Source organism: Sphingosinicella sp. CPCC 101087 (assembly GCF_004151485.1).
In the GTDB taxonomy this organism is placed as follows: Bacteria; Pseudomonadota; Alphaproteobacteria; order Sphingomonadales; family Sphingomonadaceae; genus Allosphingosinicella.
This window is the reverse complement of sequence record NZ_SBFF01000013.1, coordinates 58,029-73,829: the sequence shown is the minus strand read 5'-3', so window position 1 is coordinate 73,829 and position 15,801 is coordinate 58,029. Positions and strand designations below refer to the sequence as shown.

12 protein-coding genes and 1 tRNA gene are annotated in these 15,801 nt (G+C 69.9%); 2 read left to right on the top strand and 11 right to left on the bottom strand.

Going from position 1 to position 15,801, the window contains the following annotated elements:
- Positions 1 to 4 precede the first annotated feature (4 nt).
- From ligA to EKM57_RS18885, 4 genes are all read right to left on the bottom strand, one after another.
- A complete protein-coding gene (ligA, locus tag EKM57_RS18900; protein WP_129794088.1) occupies positions 5 to 2,116 on the bottom strand; it encodes an NAD-dependent DNA ligase LigA in 2,112 nt (703 codons plus the stop codon).
- Positions 2,113 to 2,829 carry a dienelactone hydrolase family protein gene (locus tag EKM57_RS18895; protein ID WP_129794087.1) on the bottom strand — a complete coding sequence of 239 codons (717 nt, stop codon included), beginning with the start codon at positions 2,827 to 2,829 and terminating at the stop codon, positions 2,113 to 2,115. Before EKM57_RS18895 ends, ligA begins: the two co-directional genes overlap by 4 nt.
- A complete protein-coding gene (gene recN / locus EKM57_RS18890; RefSeq protein WP_129794086.1) occupies positions 2,826 to 4,478 on the bottom strand; it encodes a DNA repair protein RecN in 1,653 nt (550 codons plus the stop codon). The genes EKM57_RS18895 and recN overlap by 4 nt, the downstream gene beginning before the upstream one ends.
- A 70-nt stretch (positions 4,479 to 4,548) precedes the next feature.
- Positions 4,549 to 5,370 carry an outer membrane protein assembly factor BamD gene (locus EKM57_RS18885; protein WP_129794085.1) on the bottom strand — a complete coding sequence of 274 codons (822 nt, stop codon included), beginning with the start codon at positions 5,368 to 5,370 and terminating at the stop codon, positions 4,549 to 4,551.
- Between the two features lie 270 nt (positions 5,371 to 5,640).
- Between EKM57_RS18885 and EKM57_RS18880 the strand changes: the two genes are divergently transcribed.
- The gene (locus tag EKM57_RS18880) at positions 5,641 to 6,810 is read left to right on the top strand and encodes a glycosyltransferase (RefSeq protein WP_129794084.1); all 1,170 of its coding nucleotides are present in this window, start codon (positions 5,641 to 5,643) and stop codon (positions 6,808 to 6,810) included.
- 85 nt (positions 6,811 to 6,895) lie between these two features.
- On the opposite strand, the gene EKM57_RS18875 is transcribed toward EKM57_RS18880, so the two are convergent.
- From EKM57_RS18875 to yajC, 4 genes are read right to left on the bottom strand one after another with little or no spacing between them, the layout of a single operon-like run.
- On the bottom strand, positions 6,896 to 7,273 hold the full coding sequence (locus tag EKM57_RS18875; protein WP_129794083.1) for an Mth938-like domain-containing protein: 378 nt from the start codon (positions 7,271 to 7,273) through the stop codon (positions 6,896 to 6,898).
- 9 nt (positions 7,274 to 7,282) lie between these two features.
- Positions 7,283 to 8,257, bottom strand: a complete 975-nt coding sequence (gene secF, locus EKM57_RS18870; RefSeq protein ID WP_129794082.1) for a protein translocase subunit SecF — start codon at positions 8,255 to 8,257, stop codon at positions 7,283 to 7,285.
- A gap of 10 nt (positions 8,258 to 8,267) precedes the next feature.
- Positions 8,268 to 9,854, bottom strand: a complete 1,587-nt coding sequence (gene secD, locus EKM57_RS18865) for a protein translocase subunit SecD (RefSeq protein ID WP_129794081.1) — start codon at positions 9,852 to 9,854, stop codon at positions 8,268 to 8,270.
- A gap of 16 nt (positions 9,855 to 9,870) precedes the next feature.
- Positions 9,871 to 10,212 carry a preprotein translocase subunit YajC gene (gene yajC / locus EKM57_RS18860; protein WP_129794080.1) on the bottom strand — a complete coding sequence of 114 codons (342 nt, stop codon included), beginning with the start codon at positions 10,210 to 10,212 and terminating at the stop codon, positions 9,871 to 9,873.
- A gap of 276 nt (positions 10,213 to 10,488) precedes the next feature.
- Here yajC and EKM57_RS18855 point away from each other — a divergent pair.
- Positions 10,489 to 10,565 (top strand) — tRNA-Pro (locus EKM57_RS18855).
- Positions 10,566 to 10,621: 56 nt separating this feature from the next.
- Here EKM57_RS18855 and EKM57_RS18850 read toward each other — a convergent pair.
- The 3 genes from EKM57_RS18850 to EKM57_RS18840 all read right to left on the bottom strand — a co-directional run bounded on the left by EKM57_RS18850 (position 10,622) and on the right by EKM57_RS18840 (position 15,799).
- Positions 10,622 to 11,068 carry a hypothetical protein gene (locus tag EKM57_RS18850; RefSeq protein WP_129794079.1) on the bottom strand — a complete coding sequence of 149 codons (447 nt, stop codon included), beginning with the start codon at positions 11,066 to 11,068 and terminating at the stop codon, positions 10,622 to 10,624.
- A 198-nt stretch (positions 11,069 to 11,266) separates the two neighbouring features.
- Positions 11,267 to 13,879 (bottom strand): DUF2339 domain-containing protein, encoded by a 2,613-nt coding sequence (locus EKM57_RS18845; protein WP_129794078.1) that lies wholly within the window; start codon positions 13,877 to 13,879, stop codon positions 11,267 to 11,269.
- A 261-nt stretch (positions 13,880 to 14,140) separates the two neighbouring features.
- The gene (locus EKM57_RS18840) at positions 14,141 to 15,799 is read right to left on the bottom strand and encodes a hypothetical protein (protein WP_129794077.1); all 1,659 of its coding nucleotides are present in this window, start codon (positions 15,797 to 15,799) and stop codon (positions 14,141 to 14,143) included.
- Positions 15,800 to 15,801 lie beyond the last annotated feature (2 nt).

Sequence of the window (15,801 nt, the reverse complement as noted above, 5' to 3'; positions counted from 1 at the left end):
CAGATCATTGAGAGGCGGCGACCAGGGCCAGCCAGCCCGCTTCGTCCAGCACCTCGATGCCGAGCTCCTGCGCCTTCCTGAGCTTGGAGCCGGCGCCCGGGCCGGCGACGACCAGCCCCGTCTTCGCGGAAACCGAATCGGCGGTCCGGGCTCCGAGCGCCTCCGCCTGGGCCTTGGCCTCGTCGCGAGACAGCGCCTCGAGCGAGCCCGTGAAGACGATCGTCTTGCCGGTGACCGGCGATTCCCTGACCTTGTGGACGACGTCCTCGACTTCGACCCCGGCGGCGAGGATCTCGTCGATGACCTCCCGGTTGTGCGGCTCCTCGAAGAAGTCGAGCAGCGCGTTGGCCACCTCGGGCCCGATATTCGGCGTTCCCACCGCCTCGACGACGGCCTTGTTGCGGCGTTGCAGGAACTTGCGCTCCTCCTCGCCGATCGCCGGCTGCATGTCCTGCCGCAAGGCGAGCGCCGAATCGATCATCGCCTGGAAGGCTTCCCAGCTGCGGTAGCGGCGGGCGAGGTCGCGGGCCGTGACTTCGCCGACGTGGCGGATACCCAGCGCATACAGGAAACGGTCGAGCGGCGGCCGCCGCCGCGCGTCGATCGCCGCAATCAGGTTCGCCGCCGAAATCTCGGCCCATCGCTCGCGGGCGAGGAGTTGCTCCTTGGTCAGCTTGAAGATGTCCGCGGGCGACTGCAGCAGGCCGTCGCGGAAGAAGCTCTCGATATGGGTGATCCCGAGCCCCTCTATGTCGAGCGCATGGCGCGAGACGAAATGGCGAAGCCGCTCGACCCTTTGCGCCGGGCAGATCAGTCCGCCGGTGCAGCGCACGTCGACCTCGCCTTCCTCGCGAATCGCGTCGGATCCGCATTCGGGGCAGTGGGTCGGGAACAGGTAGGCCGGCCGGTCGTCGCCCGGGGTGAGGTTCTCCAGAACCTGCGGGATCACGTCCCCGGCGCGCTGGATCAGCACCCGGTCGCCCACCCTGACGCCGAGCCGCTCGATCTCGTCCTTGTTGTGCAGGGTTGCGTTTGTGACGGTGACTCCGCCGACGCTGACCGGCTTCAGCCGCGCCACCGGCGTCAGCTTGCCGGTTCGGCCGACCTGTATGTCGATCGACTCGAGCAATGTCTCGGCCTTCTCCGCGGGGAATTTGTGGGCGACGGCCCAGCGCGGCGCCCTGGAGACGAAGCCCAGCCGCTCCTGCCAGTCGAGCCGGTCGACCTTGTAGACGACGCCGTCGATGTCGAAGGGCAGATCGGCCCGCTTGGCCTCGATCGCGCGATAATGGGCGAGCATCCCGACCTGGTCGGTGAAGCGCTCGAGATCCTCGGCGATCGGCACGCCCCAGCGGGCGATGGCCTTCATCACGCCGAGCTGGGTGTCCGCCGGCAATGCCGACGCCTGGCCCCAGCCATGAGCGTAGAAGCGCAGGGGCCGCGACGCGGTGACCGATGCATCCTTCTGGCGCAGCGAGCCGGCGGCGGCGTTGCGGGGGTTGGCGAACTGGCGGGCCTTGGCCGGATCCTCCGCCTGCTCGAGCAGGCGCGCATTCAGGGCCGCGAAGTCCGCCTTCGACATATAGACCTCGCCGCGTATCTCGAACACGTCCGGCACCTCGCCGGCCAGGCGCTCGGGGATGTCGGAGATGGTCCGGACATTGTCGGTGACCACCTCGCCGGTCGTCCCGTCGCCGCGGGTCGCGGCGAGCACGAGCACGCCCTTTTCGTAGCGCAGCGAGCAGGACAGGCCGTCGATCTTGGGCTCGGCGGTGAGCGCCACCTCGGCTTCCTCGGCGAGGTTGAGGTAGCGGCGCACCCGCCCGACGAAATCGGCCACCTCCTCGTCGGCAAAGGCATTGTCGAGGCTGAGCATCGGCACGGCATGGCGGACCTTCGAAAGATGCGCCGCCGGGGCCGCACCGACCTGGCGCGAAGGGCTGTCCTCGCGCACCAGGTGCGGGAAGTCCGCCTCCAGCTCGGCGTTGCGGCGGACGAGCGAATCATATTCGGCGTCGCTGATCTCCGGCGCGTCCTCGCCATGATAGAGCCGGTTGTGCCGGGCGATTTCCTTCGCCAACCGCTCGAGTTCGATCGCGGCCTCTTGTTCGTTCATCCGAATATCTCGTCGAGGAAGAGCATGAGCGATTTCCAGGAACGCGCCTCGGCAGCCGGATTGTAGAGCAGCCCGCGATCCGGATCGTTCGCGCCGGGGTTGGTGAAGCCGTGCGCCGTATGCCCATAAGCGTGAAGCTGCCAGTCGGCGCCCGCGCGCGTGAGTTCCTCCCCGAGCGCGGTCACGTCCGCGGGCGGCGCGAGCGGATCGTCCCAGCCATGGAAGGCGATCACCCGCGCGGCGATCCGCACGCCGTCTAGATTACCGGGCGGCGTGAGAATGCCGTGAAAGCTCGCGACGCCGTTGAGGTCGGCGCCGGTGCGGGCGAGGTCGAGCGCGCACAGCCCGCCGAAGCAATAGCCGATCGCCGCGACCCGGTCCGGATCGACCTCGCGCTGGTCGCGCAGCACGTCCAGCGCGTGCAGCAGCCTGGCCTGCAGAGCCGGCCGGTCCGCCCGCAGCGCATCCATCAGCGTCCGGCATTCCTCCCGGCTGCGGCCGATATTCTCCCTGCCGTAAAGGTCGGCGACCATGGCGGCATGACCCGCCGCGGCGAGCCGGCGGGCGAAGCCGAGCTCCAGGTCGGATCGGCCCATGATGGTTGGAAAGATCAGCACCGCCGGCCGCGCCTCCGCGCCTTGTGGCGCGACGATCAGGCTCTCGAAGCGCGTCCCCGCTTCCTCATGCTCGACAGGCCGCGGTTCGGTGATCATGCCGCCTCCAGCAGCCGCTCCGCCTGGGCGCGGGCTTCCTCGGTGATCTGGGCGCCGGACAGCATCCGGGCAATCTCCTCGCGCCGGCGGGCGGCATCGAGCGCGTGGACGCTGGTGCGCGTGACCAGCCCGTCATGGCTCTTCTCGATCAGGAGGTGGCGCGCGCCTCGCGCCGCCACTTGCGGCGAATGGGTGACGACGAGCAGCTGCGCCGTTCCGGCGAGGCGATGGAGCCGCTCGCCGATCGCGCTGGCCACCGCCCCGCCGACGCCCCGGTCGATCTCGTCGAAGATCATCGTGCGGGCCTCGCTCTCCTCCGCCAGCGCCACCTTCAGCGCCAGGATGAAGCGCGACAGCTCGCCGCCCGACGCGATTCTGACCAGCGGCCCGAACGGGGCGCCGGGGTTGGTCGACACTTCGAACTCGACCCGGTCGCGGCCCGCCGCGCCCGGCTCGCCTTCGGCGACCACGGTGCGAAACCGCGCCATGTCGAGCTTGAGCGGCGCCAGCTCGGCGGCGACGGCGGCATCGAGCCGCGCCGCGGCGGCGCGCCGGGCCTCGCCGAGCGCGGCGGCCGCTCGGTCATAATCGCGAGCCGCCTCCTGCGCCTCCGCTTCCAGCTCCGCCACCCGCTCCTCGCCCGCATCGATCGCGGCCAGCCGTTCCGCCAACTGCGTCTTCAGCGCCGGCAGCGCTTCCGGCTCCACCCGATGCTTGCGGGCGAGCGCGCGTATGTCGAACAGTCGTGTCTCGGCCTCCTCGAGCCGCGCCGGGTCGAAAGCGAAGGCCTCGCGGGCCCGCTCGAGCAGGTCCTCGGCCTCGGACGCTTCGATCACCGCGCGATCGAGCGCGGCCAGGGTCTGCGCCAGCAGCTCATGCTCGCCGGCAATCCGATCGAGCCGCCGCGCGGCCTGCCGCAGGAGCGAGAGCCCTCCCTCCGATCCCTCGACGAGGGCCTCGACGGCGCTCAGCTCCTCGCCCAGGCGAACGCCCGCCTGCATCGACGCCCGCAGGCCGGCCAGCATCTCCTCCTCGCCAGGCGTGGGATCCAGCCGGGCCAGCTCGTCGGCGGCGTGTGCCAGCCAGTCGCGGTCACGCTCCGCCGTCTCGCGCGCGGCGCTCGCCTCGGCGAGAGCCTCCTCCGCCGCGCGCCGTCGCTGCCAGGCGCGCGCGGCAGGGCCGACGTCGATCCGGCCGTAGAGGTCCAACAGGGCGCGGTGGCCGCGGGGGTTGAGCAGGCCGCGATCGTCATGCTGGCCATGTATCTCGACCAGCAGGGCGCCGAGCTCGCGCAGCAGGCCGACCGAGACCGACTGGTCGTTGACGAAGCCGCGGCTTCCGCCGTCGGCCTTGACCAGGCGGCGGATCACGAGCGGCTCGCCCGCTTCCGCCGCAAGGCCGTTCTCCTCGATTAGGGCGAGGGCCGGATGGCCCGCCGGCAGGTCGAAGCTGACGCTGACGGACGCCTGCGCCTGGCCGTCGCGCACGAGCGCGCTGTCGGCGCGCGCGCCGAGCGCCAGCCCGAGCGCATCGAGCAGGATCGACTTGCCCGCCCCGGTCTCGCCGGTAAGCACGCCGAGCCCCGGCCCGAACTCGAGGTCGAGCGTCTCGATCAGCACGACATCGCGGATCGAAAGGCTGGTCAGCATGGACGGATCGGGAGGCTCATCCTCCCCCCTCTACGTCATTCCCGCGAACGCGGGAATCCGGGAAGGAACTTCAGTGCGTTCCACCTGCCGGAGTCGCCGCCGCGGTCTGCTGCGGCGCGTTGCGCTGGACCAGCTCGTAGGCGCGCTGATACCAGCGCGTCCCCGGATAATTGGCGCCGAGCACGGCCGCCGACCGAGCCGCCTCCTGCGGCATGCCGAGCGCGAGATAGGATTCGGTAAGGCGCATCAGCGCTTCCGGCGCATGGCTGGTCGTCTGATACTCCTCGACCACGCTGCGGAACCGGATCACCGACGCCAGCCATTGGTTGCGGCGCTGATAGAAGCGGCCGATCTCCATCTCCTTGCCGGCGAGATGGTCGCGCACCAAGTCGATCTTCAGCCGCGCGTCCGCGGCGTAGCGCGTGGCCGGATAGCGGCGGACCAGCTCGCCGAGCGCGTCCAGCGCCTGCCGGGTCACCGCCTGGTCGCGGGTCACGTCGCTGATCTGCTCGTAATAATTGAGCGCGATCAGGTACAAGGCGTACGGTGCGTCGCGGTTGCCCGGATGGATCGACAGGAAACGGCGTGCCGCCTCGGTCGACTTGGTATGATCGCCGGCCGCATAATAGGAAAAGGCGCTCATCAGCTGCGCCCGGCGCGCCCAGACCGAATAAGGATGCTGGCGCTCGACCTCGTCGAACAAGGCCGCGGCGACGGGATAATTGCCGCGCTGCAGCCGCTCCCAGGCGGCGTTGTAGAGCGTGTTGACGTCGCGCGCGACGTAGCGCGTGTCGGCCTGGGTCCGGCCGCCGCCGAGCGTGCCGCAGCCGGCGAGGGGAACGATCGCGGCGGCGACGGCGAGGAGGACGAGCGGGCGGTTAACTCTTTGCATGGAGGGCTTCTTAGCTGAGGGTTCGCGCAAGGCCAAGCGGCTCGCGAGCAGAACAGGACCCGCCTGAACCTCAGGTGAAACGGGCCGTCGAGCTCGCAAGATCCGGTCATGGTCGCGAAGACCACATCGCCCCCCCGGCCTGACCGCCGCCTGACCGACGCACCGGCTGGCCAGGGCGGGATGGCGGGGAGGGGAAGCGACATGGGATTGGACGCTGGCGTCGCCTCGGCCGTTAACCTGCCGAAAGCCCGTTTCTGCTAGGCGTCGGCCATGCTGCGCGTGTTGACCCTGGCGACTCTCTTTCCGAACGCGGCACGGCCCCAGCTCGGCGTCTTCGTCGAGCGGCAGGCGCTGGCGCTCGCCGCGCGCCCCGGCGTGGCGCTCGAGCTGGTGGCGCCGGTCGGCCTGCCGGTATGGCCGCTTTCGCTCCATCCCCATTACGCTCCCCTCAGGCGCCTTCCGCTACGCGAGACGTGGAAAGGCCTCGTCGTCCACCGGCCTCGCTATCGGGTCTGGCCGCTGATCGGCGCGCGGGGCACGGCGCGGTCGATGGCGCGCGCGCTGCTGCCTTCGCTGCGCCGGATCCGCGATCGATTTCCGTTCGACGTGATCGACGCCGAATTCTTCTGGCCAGACGGGCCAGCGGCGATGCGCCTCGGCGAGGCGCTCGGCCTCCCCTTCTCGATCAAGGCGCGCGGCAGCGACATCCATCATTGGGGCGACCGGCCCGGAATATCCGGCCAGATCGCCGCGGCGGGGAATCGTGCCGGAGGCCTGCTCGCCGTCAGCGCCGCGCTCAAGGCGGACATGACGGCGCGAGGCCTGCCCGAGGAGAGGATCCGCGTCCACCATACGGGCATCGACCTCGACCGCTTCCGGCCCATCGACCGCGCCGCCGCCAAGGCCGCGCTCGGGCTGTCCGGTCCATTGCTGGTCAGCGCCGGAGCGCTCATCGAAATGAAGGGCCAGGCATTCGCCATAGAGGCGCTGGGCGAGCTGCCCGACGCCGAGCTGCTGCTCGTGGGGGAGGGGCCGCACCGCCCGGTGCTGGAGCGGCTGGCACGGCGTCTGGGTGTTGCCCGGCGGGTTCACTTTCTCGGTGTGCGGCCGCACGACGATCTCCCCGCATTGCTTGGCGCGGCCGACGTCGCGGTGCAGCCCAGTGCTACCGAAGGCCTGGCCAACGTCTGGGTGGAAGCGCTCGCCTGCGGCACGCCGGTCGTCACCTGCGATGTCGGCGGCGCCCGCGAGGCGATCGACCGGCCCGCGGCCGGCCGCCTCGTCGCGCGCGACGCCGGCGCGATTGCCGCCGCCATACGTGACCTGCTCGCCGCCCCGCCAGATCCTGTCGGCGTGCGCAAGGCGGCGGAGAAGTTCAGCTGGAGCCGCAACGCCGAGGAGCTCGAAGTCCATTTGCGGCAGGTGGCGGGAAAGTCCTGATATGCCCGCCCCAGCGGCGCGACCGCTGTGAAATATTCGACTGGTAGATGGTCGATCGACCGGGAAGCCCGCCGCCGTCCGGGGCCTAAACCCCCATGATCGCCGCGACGATCCAGCGTTCCTCGGCGCGCAATATGCTCCAGGTGCGGGCCGCCGCGCGGCTGTCCATCGCCTCGACGCCGATCCCGCGCGCCTCTAGGTCCCGAACCAGCGCCCGCGGTGCGAAGGCCATGGTCGCGCCGGTGCCCACGATCAGGAATTCGGGCGGCGGCGCGAGATCGAGGATCGCCCCGAGATGCTCGGCGCCGAGCTCCCCGAGCGTCGGCGGCTCCCACGCAATGGCGCGCTCGGGCGTCAGCAGGACGGCGCGATAGGCGGTGCCGTCGACGATGAAGCCGGCCGGTGAAAGCCCCTGGACGACCGGACCGGAGGCCGGCCGGACGCGCTGGAAGTTGGAGCTCACCGTCTCCGCCTAGACCCGGGCGCCGTCATGGCCTTCCCGCGGGGTGCGCTCGGAGCGGCTGACAGGGTCCCTCGGCAGGAAGCTGTCCGACGTGACCTTGAGCCAGATCAGCCAGGGCGCGGCGATATAGGCGGTCGAATAGGTGCCGATCACGACGCTGATCAGCAGGGCTGCGGTGAAGCTGAAAATGACGTCGGGCCCGAGGAAGAAGAGCGCGCCGAGCGCCAGCAGCATCGACAGGTTGGTGGCGATGGTGCGCGACAGCGTCTCGTTGACGGAGAGGTTGATCAGCGCCCCCATCTCCATCTTGCGGAACTTGCGCAGATTCTCGCGGATCCGGTCGTAGATGACGATCGTGTCGTTCAGCGAATAGCCGATCAGCGTCAGCAGGGCGGCGACGACGTTGAGGTCGAACTCCATCTGCGTCAGGGCGAAGAAGCCCAGGGTGATCGTGACGTCGTGGAACAGGGAGAAGAGGGCGCCGACGCCGAACTGCCATTCGAACCTGATCCAGATGTAGATCGAGACTCCGATCATCGAGAGCAGCAAAGCGAGCGCCCCCGCCTCGACCAGCTCCTCGGAAACCTGGCCCGACACCGTCTCGACCGCGTCGATCCGCACGCCGGGATAGGCCTGCGTGAGGGCGCCGCGCACGTCGCTGGCGGCCTGGTTGGCGCCTTCCGCCCCGCCCTCGGGCAGCGGCATGCGGATGGCGATCTCCGTCGGGCTGCCGAACTCCTGGACCGATGCCTCGCCGTGGCCGAGCCCGCCGATCCGCTCGCGAAGGTCGTCGAGCTGGGGCGGCTGCTGGAACGTCACGCGGATCATCTGTCCGCCGGCGAAATCGACGCCGAAATTGAGCCCCTTGACCGCGATCAGCGCGATAGAGGCGGCGATGAGCAGTGCCGAAATGGTGAAGGCGACGCCCCGCCAGCGCAGGAAGTCGATATTGGTGTTGTCTGGGACCAGCTTCAGCAGCCGCATCGGGCGCTCCTCAAATCACGAGTTCCTTGGGCCGCTTGCGCAGCCACAGGGAGACGAACATGCGCGTGACGGTGACGGCGGTGAACACCGAGGTGACGATGCCGATCATCATGACGATGGCGAAGCCGCGCACGGGACCCGACCCGAAATAGAAGAGCAGGATCCCGGCGATGACGTTGGTGATGTTGGCGTCGAAGATCGCCGACTGGGCTTCCTTGTAGCCATGCTCGATCGCCTGGATCACGTTGCGGCCGCGTCTCTGCTCCTCGCGGATCCGCTCGTTGATGATCACGTTGGCGTCGACCGCGGCGCCGACGGTGAGCACGAAGCCGGCAATGCCCGGCAAGGTGAGCGTCGCGTTCATGATCGCCATGATCCCGAGGATCAGCGCCACGTTGAGCAGGATGGCGGTGTCGGCATAGAGGCCGAACCGGCCATAGGTCATGAACATGAAGATGAGCACGAGGACGCTTCCGATCGCCATGGCGATCGCGCCGCTGCGGATCGAATCGGCGCCGAGATCGGGACCCACGGTGCGCTCCTCGACCACGGTCAGGTCGACCGGGAGCCGCCCGGAGCGCAGCGAGATGGCGAGGGCGTTGGCGCTCTCGACCGTGAAGTTGCCCGAAATCTGCGCCTGGCCGCCTATGATCGGCTCGTTGATGTTCGGCGCCGAGATGACGACATTGTCGAGGATAATGGCGAACGGCCGCCCGACATTCTCCTGGGTCACCCGGGCGAAGCGCCGGCTGCCGGTCCCGTCGAAGGTGATGTTGACGACCGGTCGGCCGTCCTGCTGGTCGAAGCCCTGCCGCGCGTCGGCGATCTGGTCGCCGGTGATGATCGCGCGCCGCTGGACGGCGATGCGCATGCCCTCGCCGCCCTCGGGATAGGGCAGGACTTGGCTGCCGATCGGCCCGCGTCCCGACTGCAGCTGTTCCGGCGTCGCGGTGAGGTCGACCAGCTTGAATTCCAGGCGCGCCGTACGCCCGATCAGCTGCTTCAGCGCTTCCGGATCCTCGAGGCCGGGAACCTGGACGACGATACGGTTGCTGCCCTGGCGAATGATGGTGGGCTCGAGCGTGCCGAGCGCGTTGATGCGCCGGTCGATGACGTCGCGGGCCGTTTCCATCGCGTCGTTGACCGCCGTGTCCAGGCCCGCGTCGGTAGGCGCCAGCGTGACCCGGTTGCCTTCCGCGCTCACCGTCCATTCGGTCGTGGCGCCGAAGGCGGCGGGCTGGGTTGCGGTTCGCGCGATCCGCACCGCTTCGTCGGCCTGGCCGGGCTGCCGGAGCTGGAAGCTCAACCGGCCTTCGTTGGTCGACATGTCGGCAAATTGGATGCCGCCGCTGCGCAGCTCGCGGCGCAGCACGTCCTCCATATTCTCGAGCCGCTGGCGGGCTACGCCGCTCGTATCGGCTTCGAGCAGCAGGTGGCTTCCGCCGGCCAGGTCGAGGCCGAGATTGACCTGCGGCGCGAGGAAGGACGGCATCTGCTGGGCGACGCGTTCGGGAAGGAAGCTGGGAATGGCATAATAGACGCCGACTACGAGCGTCAGCGTGACCAGCCACACCTTCCAGCGGGGGAAATCGAGCATCTGTGCGGCCGACCGTTCAGTCGTTGGCCGGCTTGGAGCCGTGCGGCCGTATGTCGCTCAGCATCGATTTGACGACGCGGATCCGGACGCCCTGCGCCACCTCCACCTCGATCTCCTGCTCCTCGACCTTGGTGACCTTGCCGATCAGGCCGCCATTGGTGACGACAACGTCGCGCGGCTTCACCGCCGCGACCATCGCCTGGTGCTGCTTCATCCGCCGCTGCTGCGGGCGGATCAGCAGGAAATAGAAGATGATGAAGATCAGGACGAGCGGGAAGATCTGCACCATGAAGGCCGCAGTCCCCCCGCCGGCGGAGGCGGCCCCGGAGGTCGCGGCAAAGGCTGGAGTCTCGAACATTCATCCCTCTGGATTGGGCGGCGGCGCAAAAAAGCCTCGGCCGCGGAGCGCGTGGCGACTATCATGGGTATGGACCGTTGCCAAGGCAAGGCGAGCCGAGGGAGGAGCGTCTCGAAATGATCCTGGTCGCCGGAGCGCTGCACTTCGGCTGGCCCGGCGCTACGCGACGTTGTCCGCGCCTGCGCCGCCGGCGGGACTCATGGGCCGAAGGGGAACCGCCGAGGCCCCAGCCAGCTTGCCATGGAGCGCGCTCGCGCCTACATCGCCGCCTCCGGTCGGGGCGTAGCGCAGCCTGGTAGCGCATCACACTGGGGGTGTGGGGGTCGCTGGTTCGAATCCAGTCGCCCCGACCATCGGATCAAGGGCAGCCGCGGCGCCGCCCTTTCTGATTCGATCCGCGGCGGCGCGCTTACGCGTTCCCCCGGAGTTCCGGCAGCACCAAGCCCTCGCGCTCATTGTCCCAGATCATCGCGACGATCCGCCACCCGCGATCCGGATCGCGAAACAGCTGGATCGAGTTGATCCCGCGTCGCTCCGGCTTCGCGTCGGCCGGATCGGTCCGCGCCTCATAGGCGCTCCACACATGGGCGACGTTGCCGAACAGGTCGATCCGCCGGCCGATCTCGATCTCGTGGAAGTCGTGCTCGGCGAAGAAGGGCGCGGTGTCGCGGGCATAATCGTCCGGGCTCATCATCTTCATCGCCGGCCGGCCGTCATCGTCGATCCAGGTGCGGATCTGCCGGGACTCGGGGTGGAAGCAGTTCGCCTGGCGCGACCAGTCGCGCGGTCCCTTCGGCCCGGAGATCATCGCATACATTTCGTCGACCACTGCGGAAATCGCTTCCCGATCGTTCATGACTCGACCTGCGTCCTTCTGTCTTGGCTTCAACAGGAGTGCCCCCGATGAACGGCGATGTCGATCATGTTCCAATCACGGGTCCGCGCCCTGTCGCTCCCGCCGAGGCGGTGATCGCGGCAATCGCCAGGGTGGCGGAAGGGTACCCAAGCGTTCCGCCCACCGGCCCGCGCCGGAGCCCGATGATGCGGGAAGTCGCTATCTTGGCGCCCGCTCGGCCCTCAGCACCGGCCCGTAGAGCCAGCCGATCGCGATCGCGACGATGCCCGCGCCGAGGAAGGAGAGGATCCGGTACAGCCCTTCCAGGTTGGAGGCGTCCCACAGGAACACTTTCAGCAGGGTGGCGGCGAGAAGGATCAGCCCGGCCAGCCGCAGCGCCTTGTCCGGCAGCCTTATGCCGGCGAGCAGCAGGCCGATCGACACGACCAGCCCGGCCAGAGAGTAAGCGTAGAATTCGCCGATCGGCATTTCCGGCCCGGTGAGGATCGGCCCCTGGAACGCCTGGCGCACCAGCAAGGCGGTGCCTGTCACCAGCGCGGCGAGAAAGGCGACCAGCCAGAAGCCCGAGCGCGTGACCGGAGCGCTTCCAGCAGAAGTGGGTGCCGGTTCTGCGGTTCGGGAGCGCGACCGAAAAGGGACTCCGGCCCGGCGCCGCGCCAGATAGAGCCACAGCGCGCCGAGCAGATATTGCGGCACGATGAGGTTGAGCAGCGGGACCGTGCCGACCCATTGCGTCGCCCAGGCCGGGTTGAGGACGATCATGTCGAACCAGATCAGTCGCGCCGCCGCGACGGTGGTCAGCACGGTGCCGCCGAGCCTGGCGAGATCGGGATCGAGGCCGCGCGGCCGGACGATGTCGGCGCCGAGCAGCCAGCCGCCGAGGAACAAGGCCTGGGTGACGATCGTCCGCTCGATCAGGCCGCGTGCGACGAAATCCCCTTGGTCGGCAAGGCCGAATGCCTGCTTGAACCAGACATAGGCAGCGGCCGCGGCGAACAGGCCGCACACGGCGGGTAAGGCGCGCCTCGCCCCGAGCGGGAGCGGCGGAAGGACAATGCGCAGGCCGGCGAGCAGCAACGCGGGAATCGCGAGCGCGTAGAGCGCGTCCAGGGCCGTCGGCAAGTCCGGCGCGGTGACCGGGATTCCGACCAGGGCGGTCACTGCCGCAGTCGATAGCTCCGGCATCATCCATGCCGATCGAGCCACCGCGAGCGCGGCCACCGCCGTCGCGACGGTGGCAAGGGCCAGGTCGCCGAGCCGACGCGCCGCCAGAGCGGCGGCGAGCGCGACGAGCAGCCAGCCTGCGGCCACCAGCTCGGCGGCAAGCAGGTCCCATGCCGCGGCGCCGGCCAGAGCGGCCGCCGTCGCGCCCGAGAGGAGCAAGGCAAGGTCGGCCGGCGCGTTGGGTGAGGCTCGGTTCCGAACGAGCCAGGCGAGAATGGCCGGCCCCGCCGCCAGGACGAGCAACAGGGCGCCCCAGGCGGGCCGGTCGAGCAGGTCCGGCCGGGCGGCCCGAAGGATCAGGGCCGGGCCGGCGAGGCCCGCGCAGGACACCGCGGTCCACAGCAGGCGAGGCTTCCACAAGGTCATCGCCATGCCACCGAGACCGAAGATGGCGATGATCCCCGTGGCGGCGATCGGCACGAGCGGGTCCTGCCCGGTCGCCGCCTTGGCGAGCAGCAGGGCCAGCGCCAAGGCAACGGCGAGCGGCGGCGCCAGCCGATATTCCTCCCGCCACGCCGCGAGGGTCAGGCTGGCGGCGGCAAGCGCGCCGAACAGCGCCCAGGCGGAAAGGCCGAGATCGGTTCGCGCCACGAGGAGGGCGAGCTGGACGATTCCGATCGCCAGGGGCTGGATCAGGCCGAGCTCGCGGCCGGGTCCCGGGCGGACGAGGGTGGCGGCGAGCGCCAGCAGCAAGACGAACGCGCCCGCGGCCAGGGCATCCTCGGGCGGCCTGGCGAGCAGATAGGCGCTCCACACGAAGCTTAGGGCCACCGCGGCGGCGGCGAGCCAGGTCCAGCCGCGTCGCCAGGCGATGAGGAACAGCGCCAGGTCGAGAAGGGCGAGATAAGCGAGCAAGGGCACCGCGCCCGCATCGGGATCGCCGACCAGCAGCGGCGTCAGGAACCCGCCGGTCAAGCCGACGACGGCCGTGGAGGCACCGTGTCGGATCGACAGAGCGAGCGCCGCCCCGGTCACGGCCAGCATCAGCGCCGAAGTCGTAGCCGGGCCGATCAGGGCGTGCAGGACATGGCTGCCATAAGTCGTCGCGTAGAGGACGGCCAGGCCGACGCCCACCAGCACCTGGGCGATGCGCGGGTCCCCGGACAGCAGCCGTCCGGCCCGCGCATATTCGCCGAGGCCGAGGAGGACGAAGCCGAAGATCGCCGCGGCGATCATTCGAAGCGCCGGCGTCACCAGCCCGATGTCGATCGAGTAGCGGATCAGGAAGATGGCGGCGACGAACAAGGCGGCGCCGCCGAGCCAGATCAGCAGCCGGCCGCCGACCAGCCGCTCGAACAGCCCCCCGATGGTCTCCCGCTCTTCCTGCGGATCTTCGTCGAGCCCGTACACCGTCGCAGCCTCGGCCATGGCTGGCTCCGGCGCCGGCTGCGCCGTCGGCGCCGCAGTCTCGGGCTCTGCCGGAGCTTCGGGCACATCGCGCGGCGGCGTCTCGGCCGCCGATGGCGCCTGCTGCCACGCCCCGGCCTCGAGCCGCGCCTCCAGATAGCCAACCCGCCGCTTCAGGTTCGTATGCGCGACGAACAGGGCGAACAGGCCGATCAGCAGGATGAGGGCAAGCAGCTCCATTCTCGGCCAAGGCTAACCGAGGGGAAGGGCCCTGTCAGGCGAAAACGGCGAAGGGGAGGAGTCGGCGGGCGCCTCTACCGACGAGGTCCCTGCTCATGCCGTCCGGCCCTCCTCGCTCTTCGGCCGTCATCCCGCACGTCGGAATCCATGGACATCGAGGTGCGGGTTAGGCGCCGCGGCGAAGGTCCGGAACCGGTCGGGCCGCTGAACTGGGCTCCCGCCTGCGCCAACGAACGACCCGCTGCAACTTGGCCGGCCGGACTAGATCCGGCTGAGCGGCACCTCGGTCACATCGCCTTCCCACACCGCCTGCGCCCGGGCCAGATTGAGGTCGGCCGAAGCCGCATTCCCGGCCCGTCGCTCCGCAAGCGACAGAGCGTATAAGGCGAGCGGATCGTTCGGCCAGAGCCGCAGCGAGGCGGCCAGCTGGCGACGGGCGCCAGCGGCGTCGCCGCCGGCGAGCAGGGCGGCCGCCAGGCTGCGCCGCACCGAATACCAGAAGAGCGGCGGATCGTTGCCGAAGTCGGCGGCGCGCTGGCGCTGCATCGCCCGCCGATAGGCCGAAGCGGCCCGCCGATGATCGCCGGCGAGCATCGCCGAGCGCCCCTCGAGGACGCGCTGGACGATCTCGGCCAGCGCATCGCCTTCCGCACCGAGCGACGGCGCCCGGACGCCCGTGCGGACGCGCCGAATCGCCCGCGCTTCCGCGGCGACGGCGGCACCGTCGCCTTGGCGCGCCAGCGCCTCGCCGCGGGCGTAATGATGGAAGACCTTGTCGACCGCGTCTTCGGGCTCGGGCGCGGCCAGGGCTTCGGCCGGCTCGCCGTGAAGTCCGGCGGAATAATGGACCGACGATCCCATCAGCCTTATCCAGGGATCGGGCTCGCCGCTCAGATATTCGGCGCGGAATTGCCGTGCGACGTCGAGCGCCGTGGCGCCGTCGCCGCGGGCGAGCGCGCTGTTCATCGCGAAGTGCATGTTGTGGGCCAGGAGGTTCCATCGATAAGTCGACCGCGTCGGGCGGGCGACGCGCGCAAAGGTCCGGTCGGCGGCGATCGCCGCTACGTTCACGGCGGCGGCGTCCTCGTAGCGGCCGACGTCGTAGAAGCTATGCGACGGCATGTGGACGAGGTGGCTCGCCGCCGGCGCGATCCGTCCCAGCCGTTCGGCATGGGGCACCGCAAGATGCTGCCGGTCCATCCAGTCCGTCAGGTGGATGTAGAAATGGATTGCGCCCCCATGATCGGGCTCGCGCGCCAATACGCTCTCGAGTCGCCGCTGGCTCGGCGATCCCGGCTCCATCTCCTCGTTGACCTGCATCTGCGCGTCCGCCGCGAGGATGGCGAGGGTCGAATCATCCGGGAGCCGGTCGGCGGCCGATTCGAGGAATCGCGCATAAGCCGTCTGGCCGAAGGCCTCGCCGTCGCCGGTCCGGATCGCCATCGCCTGGACCAGTAGCCGGTCGCGTTCGCTCAGTCCGTCCGACAAGGCCAAGGCGCGCCGGGCCGCGGCGCGGGCGGCGGGAAGCTCCTCCACGCGCCCGCGCAGATTGATCGTGGGTGAGCGCGCCCAGGCCTCGCCGAGAAAGCACAAGGCGCAGTCGCCGTCGCGTCGCTGCGCCTCGGCAAAGGCGCGGACCGCCTCCGCCTCGTCGAACGCCCAGATCAGCCGCACGCCCTGTGCGAACCAGGCCCGCGCCTCGGGATCCTCGCTGTCGGCGTCGAGCCCCGCATGGCCGAGCCCCTCGACCAGCACCGGCTGCGCCTCCATCGGCTCAGCGTCGCCCGGTGCCGCGCCCGCCGAAAGACAGGATTGGGCCGGAATGTCCGGCGTCCGTCGCGCCGCGTCTTCCGCCCCCTGAGCCCCGAGCGATGTCGCCGTGAGCGCCGTCGCGAGGGCTGCCGTCCTGAGTGCCCGCATGC